At 42.5% G+C, this 7,933-nt stretch carries 10 protein-coding genes and 1 rRNA gene; 9 read left to right on the top strand and 2 right to left on the bottom strand.

Annotated elements, in window-relative coordinates; translation table 11 throughout:
- Nucleotides 1-175 precede the first annotated feature (175 nt).
- The 9 genes from rrf (at nucleotide 176) to BWD47_RS17825 (ending at nucleotide 7,014) form a co-directional block, all read left to right on the top strand.
- A 5S ribosomal RNA gene (gene rrf / locus BWD47_RS17865) occupies nucleotides 176-290 on the top strand.
- Nucleotides 291-932: 642 nt separating this feature from the next.
- A complete protein-coding gene (locus BWD47_RS17860) occupies nucleotides 933-1,865 on the top strand; it encodes a hypothetical protein (RefSeq protein ID WP_036974313.1) in 933 nt (310 codons plus the stop codon).
- Nucleotides 1,866-1,895: 30 nt separating this feature from the next.
- Complete coding sequence (locus tag BWD47_RS17855) at nucleotides 1,896-2,795, top strand: DUF350 domain-containing protein (protein WP_075594411.1); 900 nt, start codon at nucleotides 1,896-1,898, stop codon at nucleotides 2,793-2,795.
- A gap of 4 nt (nucleotides 2,796-2,799) precedes the next feature.
- A complete protein-coding gene (locus tag BWD47_RS17850; protein ID WP_036974318.1) occupies nucleotides 2,800-4,521 on the top strand; it encodes a polyamine aminopropyltransferase in 1,722 nt (573 codons plus the stop codon).
- A gap of 79 nt (nucleotides 4,522-4,600) precedes the next feature.
- On the top strand, nucleotides 4,601-5,014 hold the full coding sequence (locus BWD47_RS17845) for a YjfI family protein (protein ID WP_075594410.1): 414 nt from the start codon (nucleotides 4,601-4,603) through the stop codon (nucleotides 5,012-5,014).
- Nucleotides 5,015-5,038: 24 nt separating this feature from the next.
- On the top strand, nucleotides 5,039-5,731 hold the full coding sequence (locus BWD47_RS17840; RefSeq protein WP_036974322.1) for a PspA/IM30 family protein: 693 nt from the start codon (nucleotides 5,039-5,041) through the stop codon (nucleotides 5,729-5,731).
- A gap of 72 nt (nucleotides 5,732-5,803) precedes the next feature.
- The gene (locus BWD47_RS17835) at nucleotides 5,804-6,442 is read left to right on the top strand and encodes a hypothetical protein (protein WP_075594409.1); all 639 of its coding nucleotides are present in this window, start codon (nucleotides 5,804-5,806) and stop codon (nucleotides 6,440-6,442) included.
- Nucleotides 6,439-6,756, top strand: a complete 318-nt coding sequence (locus BWD47_RS17830) for a hypothetical protein (RefSeq protein WP_036974326.1) — start codon at nucleotides 6,439-6,441, stop codon at nucleotides 6,754-6,756. The genes BWD47_RS17835 and BWD47_RS17830 overlap by 4 nt, the downstream gene beginning before the upstream one ends.
- Before the next feature lie 72 nt (nucleotides 6,757-6,828).
- Nucleotides 6,829-7,014 (top strand): hypothetical protein, encoded by a 186-nt coding sequence (locus BWD47_RS17825; protein WP_036974327.1) that lies wholly within the window; start codon nucleotides 6,829-6,831, stop codon nucleotides 7,012-7,014.
- Here BWD47_RS17825 and BWD47_RS17820 read toward each other — a convergent pair.
- Both BWD47_RS17820 and BWD47_RS17815 read right to left on the bottom strand, forming a co-directional pair.
- Nucleotides 7,007-7,408 (bottom strand): hypothetical protein, encoded by a 402-nt coding sequence (locus BWD47_RS17820; RefSeq protein WP_075594408.1) that lies wholly within the window; start codon nucleotides 7,406-7,408, stop codon nucleotides 7,007-7,009. The two genes, BWD47_RS17825 and BWD47_RS17820, sit on opposite strands and share 8 nt — an antisense overlap.
- 13 nt (nucleotides 7,409-7,421) lie before the next feature.
- Nucleotides 7,422-7,889: a hypothetical protein gene (locus BWD47_RS17815; protein WP_036974330.1), complete on the bottom strand. Its 468-nt coding sequence runs from the start codon at nucleotides 7,887-7,889 to the stop codon at nucleotides 7,422-7,424.
- Nucleotides 7,890-7,933: the final 44 nt, after the last annotated feature.

Raw genomic sequence — 7,933 nt, 5'->3', positions numbered from 1 at the left:
GCGTTTTATGACAGCGTAACAGACAGAAGTTAGTATACTAAAGTAGATTTACGATTATCAGATTTCCGAATTTTATGTAGGGTGAACCGCAGCGCTTAATGCGAAATCAGTTCACCTTGCGCAAAGGACTCGTAAGCGCGATGCGCTTTGTCGAGAATCCTTTCCACGCATTTTGCTTGGTGACAATAGCGTTTTGGACCCACCTGACCCCATGCCGAACTCAGTAGTGAAACGAAACAGCGCCGATGATAGTGTGGCATTTGCCATGTGAAAGTAGGACATCGCCAGGCTCCTAATTAGAGAAACCCGTTGCAGCAATGCAGCGGGTTTTTTGCGTTCAGGGCTAAATCGTCCAGTACCATACAGAGATAATCGTCCAGTATCATACTGAGATAGCATACAGAGATAAAAGACGCATAAGCGCAAGGTGAAGAGACGTAGGAGGCACTTTAGTGCCGAAGTACCTGATATGCCCTTCATACATAACCACTGACATTCACGGCTAAAGCCGTTCCTACACTTCTTAATAACGATGTTTAATCATGATGACAAGGTTGAAGGCTCTAAAATTGGCTACTTCACTTTACGCTAACCAAATTAGCGCGTAGTAGGAGGTACTTGAGTGCCGAAAGAGTCTGATATGCTCTTCATGCATAACCACTGATATTCACTGCTAAAGCCGTTTCCATGCTTTATAATCAGATGTTTAATCACGATGTACAAATCAAAAGTGAATGGAGTCGTGGGCTCAAATCTTTAAAATAGGCCTACTTTATCAAGCATTCATTCTCATCTATTAATAATGAGTCTTCACTTGGCAAGCTGCCTGACGAATTACCACCCTATTTACCCTTTGTTGCAATTTTCATCTTGGTTTAGTACCTGAGCTATGTAAAACTAATTGGGTTTTTAACCACAATCAGGTGACATGAATGTCTCAAATAAAAGCTTGGAAACTTATTAGCCTGTTTTGTTTGGTAAGCTTGCTTATGGGCTGTGAGTCGAAGGAAGAGCAGCTGAAACAAACAATACAACAATCCATAGAAAAAGCTGAAGTAGAGTTAAATCAGTTGGGTACTGCGCTTGATAATGGCTCTCTTCGTAATGCGACTTTACTTAAACAGTATGCAAAGGTCCTCACGGAGCAGCAACCACAACTTTCTGAAATTGCGCGTGTTATTAGCCTTGATGCAACCCGAGAAGGTGCTATTTACAGTGGGCTTAAACAGCGTTTAGCGGATGTCAAAGCAACGAGCTTAATTCCGCCTTATGAAGACACCCTTCATCAACTTGATTTAATTCGTGACGCCGCAAAACCGTCTTTATTCCAAGACGCTTTAACTGACCCAATAAATATGCTCGCCGATATGTCAAACGGTGCGCTTGCGCGTGTTGGGGCAATTAGTGAGGCTGCAGAAGGTGAAAGCGTAGGAAATCAGCTTGTTGGCAACCCTAATTACGGCCAATGGCAAACCAATAGTAGCGGCACTAGCTTTTGGGTTTGGTATGGTATGTATCGCATGCTCGGTGATGTGTTTGATCGTGTTGAATATGGTCGTTGGAGCCGCAACAGAAAATACAGCTATTACAATGACTATGGCCGTTATCGTTATTCGAGCCCTAAACAAATTAAGGCACAACAAACTGTTGAGACACGAACACGCCAGTCTTATCAACGTCAAGGTAAACAATTCACTAGCCCGTATGCAACCAAGCGAAGCGGTGCATCAGGGTTAAGCCGTAGCAGCTATACGCCGCCACGCACACGTAGTAGCTATGCTTCTAGTAGTAGTTACAGTAAAAGCTCCGGGTCATTACGCAATAGCTCGAGCAGAACATCACGTGGCATTAGCCGCGGTAAGTAGTGAAAAGAATAACCATCGGAGTTACAACACATGTATGAATTTAATGGAATAACAACGTGGTCATTGCAAGCTTTAGCAATCGACTTTGCAATCATTATCGCCTTATTTGTAAGCTTAAAGTTTATTAAAGGCTGGGTATCTAATCTACATGCCAATGATGAGATTACGGAACGTGACAACTTTGCGTTTGGTATTAGTTTTGCAGCAGGGCTTGTTGCGTTAGCCATTGTACTTAGCGGTGTGAGCAGTGGTGCATTTGCAGTCAGTTTACAACAAGAAGCACTACAAATGCTGGGCTATGGTGTAATGGCGATTGCGCTCATTAAGCTTGGTCATTTCTTCCAAGATAAAGTGGCGCTGCGTAAAGTGAGTTTGCATGACGAAATCGTCAAAGGTAATGCAACAGCTGCACTTATTGATTTTGGACATGTTGTTAGTGTTGCCATTGTTATTCGTTCAGCTTTATTTTGGGTTGCTACTGAGGGGTGGCATGGTCTTCCGATAGTAATAGCCGCATTTGTGATTGGCAGTATCGCCATGTTGTTGGTGAGCCAATACCGAGTTCAGCTGTTCAAACGTACAAATCGCAGTGGTGATTGCTTACAGCAAGCGGTGATTGACGGTAACTTAGCAGTGGGAATTCGTTATGCAGGCTTCTTAGTGGGCAGTGCATTAGCGCTTACAGCAGCATCAGGCATAGCCCCGTACGCTGCGGATAATATTGGAGCAAGCTTAGGGTATTGGGCATTGAGTGCCGCGCTAAGTATCGTAGCCTTTATTTTATTGCACTTACTAACGATTAAAATCATTTTAGCAGGGTGTGATATTTCCGATGAAGTTAATCGCCAGAAGAATGTCGGTGTAGCGGCAATTTCTGCTGCGGTATCATTTGCTATAGGCTCTACCATGGCCACGTTGTTAGGTGCTTAATTAAGTGTCACATACAGCGGCTTCGCCAAGTAGAGCCTCTCTACTTGGGCATGATTTTTTATTAATTACTGTGATGGCCGTACTCGCTGGGTGCGGCCTAATTTATGAATATCTACTATCGCATTATGCAGGGCGTGTTCTTGGCTCTGTTGAGAGCGCCATTTATGCCATGATAGGCACAATGATCGTGGCAATGGGGATCGGGGCATTTTTAGCGCGTTGGTTTAAAGACGCATTTACTGCATTTGCATGGCTTGAAAGTATCATTGCCTTAGTCGGTATGGGGTGTATTTTAGCAATTGCCAGTGTGATAGCTGTTAGTTATTCATTACCTCATCTCTTCTCTAGCATCTTTAACTTACCAGCAGATACCGTACTGGATGGCTATGTATTTGAAAAGCTACAAGAGTGGTCTCGTTTTTTACCTTATGTGTTTGGTCTGTTGCTTGGGCTTTTAATCGGTATGGAAATCCCGTTAATAGCACGTATTCGTCAGCAAGTTTATGGCCGTTTTTTAGAGAATAACGCGGGTACAATTTACGGTGCTGATTATATTGGCGCTGGGGTCGGTGCTGCAATTTGGGTGAGTATTATGCTGGCAATGCCAATCATGCAGGCTGCTGCTTGGACGGCATTGTTTAATATTATTGCCGGGCTGATCTTTTTATGGCGTTACCATCAACACGTGCGTTTTGCGAAGGTGTTATTAATGTGTCACGTGTTGCTATTAGTATTTTTCGCTTTTGTGTTAGTGCTTGGTACGAGCTGGATGAAAAATCTTAGTAACGTTTTATATAAAGATAAAGTCATCTACTCGCAAGCAACTAAGTATCAGCACTTGGTGTTAACCGAGCGTTTGAGTCGCAATCAACCAACTGCGATCACAGATTTATACCTCAATGGTCGTTTGCAATTTTCAAGCGTTGATGAGCAAATTTATCATTCGATGCTGGTGTATCCTGCGATGCTAGCTTCAAATCGCCATGACCGTGTGTTAATTATAGGCGGCGGTGATGGGTTGGCACTTCGCGATGTTTTAAAGTGGCCAGTAAAGCATGTCACCTTGGTTGACTTAGATGGTCAGCTGTTAAACTTATTTGGTAATGATGTGGGCGACTATGATGCGCCAGAGACTATCAGAAAACGCTTAATTGAGCTGAATAATCACTCGATGAGCGATCCTCGAGCACAAATCCGTATTGCAGATGCCTTTTTGGAAGTTGAAGCTATGCTTGCGAAAGGAGAGCGTTTCGACACCATTTTAATTGACTTACCAGACCCTAATCATCCTGACTTAAACAAATTGTACAGTGATTATTTCTATAATCATGTTCGTCAGTTATTAGCCCCAGATGGTGCAATGGCAGTGCAGTCAACGTCTCCTTATCACGCCAAAAAGGCGTTCTTAAGCATTGCCAAAACAGTCAGGGCTGCCGGTTTTAATTACGTAGAGCAATACCAGCAAAATATCCCTTCATTTGGCCAATGGGGATGGACTATTGCTACCACCACAGGCAAGCCTGCGAGTAGCCGAATTCGCGAAACAGACAAATTACCAGTACCTTCTCGCTGGGTAAGTAAAGAGTATTTATTGGCATCTTTTGTTTTTCCGAATCATTATTTTGAACAAGTAAATACAATTGAAGTCAATAGATTAGGTTCTGGAACTCTGTATGATTATTATCGTCAAGCGTGGCAAGTTGAAACCGAATTGTACAAAAATTGATATTTTATAGTTGACATAATATGTCGGCTATGCAAATCTTAACTCAGACATAATATGTCAAAACGTAAAAAGGTGAGACATGGAATTAAATGAACTATCAATCAAACTGGCTTCTTTTGAAACAGAAGGTGTGAGCTTTGAGTCTTTCTTGATTGCCAACCCAGGCGAACAAGATGTATTGCAAGTTATCGTCGATGGGAATGATGAGTTACCTATCTTTGTTACGCAAACCGAGGAGCAGCTACTGTGTATTAGCTACTTGTTTGCAGAGGACGAAGTAAAAGCAGATATGCGTGATAAGTTAAACGAAACCTTATTACGTTTGAACGTGCCTATTCCATTAAGCGCATTTGCAAAGATTGATGATAAGTACGCTATTTTTGGTGCATTGTCGGTTAATTCATCGTTTGATGATATTACCCATGAGCTGGTAACACTCGCTGATAATGCGATTGATGCACTTGAAGCCGTGACGATTTATTTAAACGATTAATTAGCAATTTCCGGAGTTAAGATTATGAGTATTTTAAAGAAACTATTTACAGCTGTACGTGGTGGCGCTCGTGAAGCAGGGCAAGCGATTGTTGATGCAAACGGTATCCGTATCTTCGAACAAGAAATTGCTGATGCACAAAACGCGTTACAACGTGCTAAAAAAAGCCTAACAGAAGTGATGGCAAAAGAGATGCAAACAAAGCGCAAAATTAGTGCGTTAGATGCCTCTATTGCTGAACATGAAGCCTATGCAGGCCAAGCGCTTGAAAAAGGCAATGAAGCATTAGCGCTTGAGATTGCTGAGAAAATCGGTGACTTTGAAACAGAAAAAGCAGAGCATGAAGGCGTGTTAGCCGGTTTTAGTAATCACATTGTGACACTAAAACAGCAAGTAAAAGAAGCTGAAAAGTCGATTAAAGAGAACCAACGTCAATTAACGATGGTTAAGACAACTGAAAGCGTGCAACAAGCAACGATGGCAGTAAACAGCACACTGAATACAAACAGCTCATCAATGACATCAGCGCGTGAGTCATTAGAGCGCATTAAACAGCGCCAACAAGACCGTCAAGATCAACTTGGTGCAGCTAAGCAGTTAGAAGCGGATACGAATGGCGATGATTTAAAAGCGAAAATGGCTGAAGCGGGTATTGGTGATACTAACCCTAAAAGTGCAGACATTTTGGCGCGCATTAAAGCTAAGCAAAACAGCTAATTTTATTAGCGGAAAGACAAAAGGTAACCCATGCACAGGGTTACCTTTTTTGCTTCAACAAGGAGTCAGCCAATGTTTAACTTTTTCAAATCTAAAAAAGCCCCAGAGCGCCAATTAACTGAACCTAGCCAATTACAAGTAGGTGATATGCTGAGCGTGATTGATTCGTTTGCTTATCCAAACTGGTTAAAGGGGCAGACATTACGTGTTATTGATGTACAAACGTATCAGTACCAACGCAGTGCTGAGTATGAGCTCGTTCTTGAGAGTGAATCGGGCCAAGTGGTGTTCTTGCAAATTGAATCTGATGATGGTGAGCAATGGGCAAACTTTGCGATTAAAATTCAACGCGATGATGTAGACGAAATCTTTACGCTTGATGAGTTTGCACGTATCTTCGATGAAGATGAGTTAACCACAATTAGCGTGCAAAACACCCCTGAACGTTTTAGCCACTTTTTAGCTAAGAGCTACAAGCAAACTGAAGCGCCCTATGTATGTTATTTTCATAATAAAGATTATCGCAATAAACCATTACCTCACTACGAAGATGAAGGCGGTGAACCATGCGAAATGATTTGTTTAAGCTCGGATGACGAGAGTTATGGCTTGAACATAGAAATTTGGGAAGGTGGTGAAACCGAGGTATCACTCACGTTAACACGCCCGATCAGTGATATTGTTGATTTATTTCCTGGGGATGCCAAGTGAGTGATGCAAAAGCAAAATGGCAGCGTCAGGAGCAAGCGGTTCGCGCCACGCAAATGGCGTTTGATCTAAGCAGTGAAGTACAAAAATCAATTAAAAAGCAAGCAATTGATCAAGAACTGACCCCATCAGATATGATTCGGAAAATTCTTGAGCTCGACGTTAAGTCTAAAAAAACCAGACAACGCTTATCGTTTAATTTAAATGATGAAGAAATTGCTCTTTTAGCTGCGCGTTTTGGTGTTGATGCAGATGATAAACGTGCGGTAAAGCAGCGAGTTGCAGAGCTATTGATTGCCCACAGCCAACGTAAATAAGGGGGGTAGTTTTGCCTTTGTGACATTAAGCCCTTACACTGAGGGGGAGATGTTTTAAAGAAGTGGCGTGTTGTGGATATTATTTTAATTGCGTATTTAGTTATTTTTGCATTATTTGGCACCGCCGCAAGTTACTTTGTGCGTTACATTTATGCTTACTGGGTGCACAACACGATGCATGTGCACTACATTTATAAGGCCGGAGTGTGTATCATCAGTGTGGTGATTGTATCCGGCCTTATGACATTATTTACTTAACTTCGATTGCTTGGCATTGCTCTGAAATACACAAAGATTGTACAGGCAAAACCGGCGAGCAGTCGTTAACACTTAACGGTTGCTCTGAATCTTTTTCTAATGAAGTGATCTGCTCAGCCAGCTGCTCGGCCTGCTCTTGTGGGGTGTTTTGCGTTGAATAAACCACATAGCGGCTTGGGCCACCACATGCGCGCTCACCTACTTCTAACACCTTACACTGGAAGCTTGCACTGCAACTATTGTTACTTACGATCTCGTCCAGTTGTTCATTTAAATCACTTAAATCAACACCTGTAGAGCCGCCAACAGAGGTGCTCTCACAGCCTGTTAATGCAAGCGCTGCCAACATCGTTGTGGTGATGAAAAGTTTATTGAAAGTCGATGAACGAACCATTATTGCTTATTCCTTAGTATACACTTGCCGCTGAGCCATCGATTTTAACACAAGTATTTGCAGAACACTGTGTGCCTGGTGCCGTTAGATGCTGACAAATACTCATAACGTCATTGGCAGCATTGTATTGGCTTTCAAGGCTCGTGATTTTTTGGGCTATTTTCTCAACTTCACTGCTATTGGCTGTTTTAGTTGAATACACAACATAGCTGCTTGGGCCGCCGCATGCACGGCTACCAACAGGAAGTACTTTACACTGGCTACTGTTATCGCAGCTTGGGTCTTGAATGAGTTGTTTGAGCTGTTGATGGGCAGCAGTAATTGTTGTTTTTTCGGGTGCCGACTTGCTTATTTCAACTGCTTGAGGTGCATTTTCAAGTTTACTGGTTGTTGCTTGTAATTCGGTTTGTTTGGTTGTTGCTGCATCAGAGCACGCGGTAAGTAGCGCGGGAAATAATACAGCTAAAAGTGAAAAGCGCATAATGGACCTATAAATCGTTGAATAAGTACTCACCATCATACACT

The organism is Pseudoalteromonas sp. PAB 2.2, assembly GCF_001938575.1.
Classification (GTDB): domain Bacteria; phylum Pseudomonadota; class Gammaproteobacteria; order Enterobacterales; family Alteromonadaceae; genus Pseudoalteromonas; species Pseudoalteromonas lipolytica.
The sequence above is the reverse complement of the archived record's forward strand: the minus strand, read 5'-3'. Positions and strand labels throughout refer to the sequence as shown.

Coding starts and splice junctions, on each gene's coding strand:
- BWD47_RS17840 (WP_036974322.1), top strand. CDS start 5,039: ATGAGTATTTTAAAGAAACTATTTACAGCTGTACGTGGTGGCGCTCGT.
- BWD47_RS17835 (WP_075594409.1), top strand. CDS start 5,804: ATGTTTAACTTTTTCAAATCTAAAAAAGCCCCAGAGCGCCAATTAACT.
- BWD47_RS17820 (WP_075594408.1), bottom strand. CDS start 7,408: ATGGTTCGTTCATCGACTTTCAATAAACTTTTCATCACCACAACGATG.
- BWD47_RS17815 (WP_036974330.1), bottom strand. CDS start 7,889: ATGCGCTTTTCACTTTTAGCTGTATTATTTCCCGCGCTACTTACCGCG.
- BWD47_RS17855 (WP_075594411.1), top strand. CDS start 1,896: ATGTATGAATTTAATGGAATAACAACGTGGTCATTGCAAGCTTTAGCA.
- BWD47_RS17845 (WP_075594410.1), top strand. CDS start 4,601: ATGGAATTAAATGAACTATCAATCAAACTGGCTTCTTTTGAAACAGAA.
- BWD47_RS17860 (WP_036974313.1), top strand. CDS start 933: ATGTCTCAAATAAAAGCTTGGAAACTTATTAGCCTGTTTTGTTTGGTA.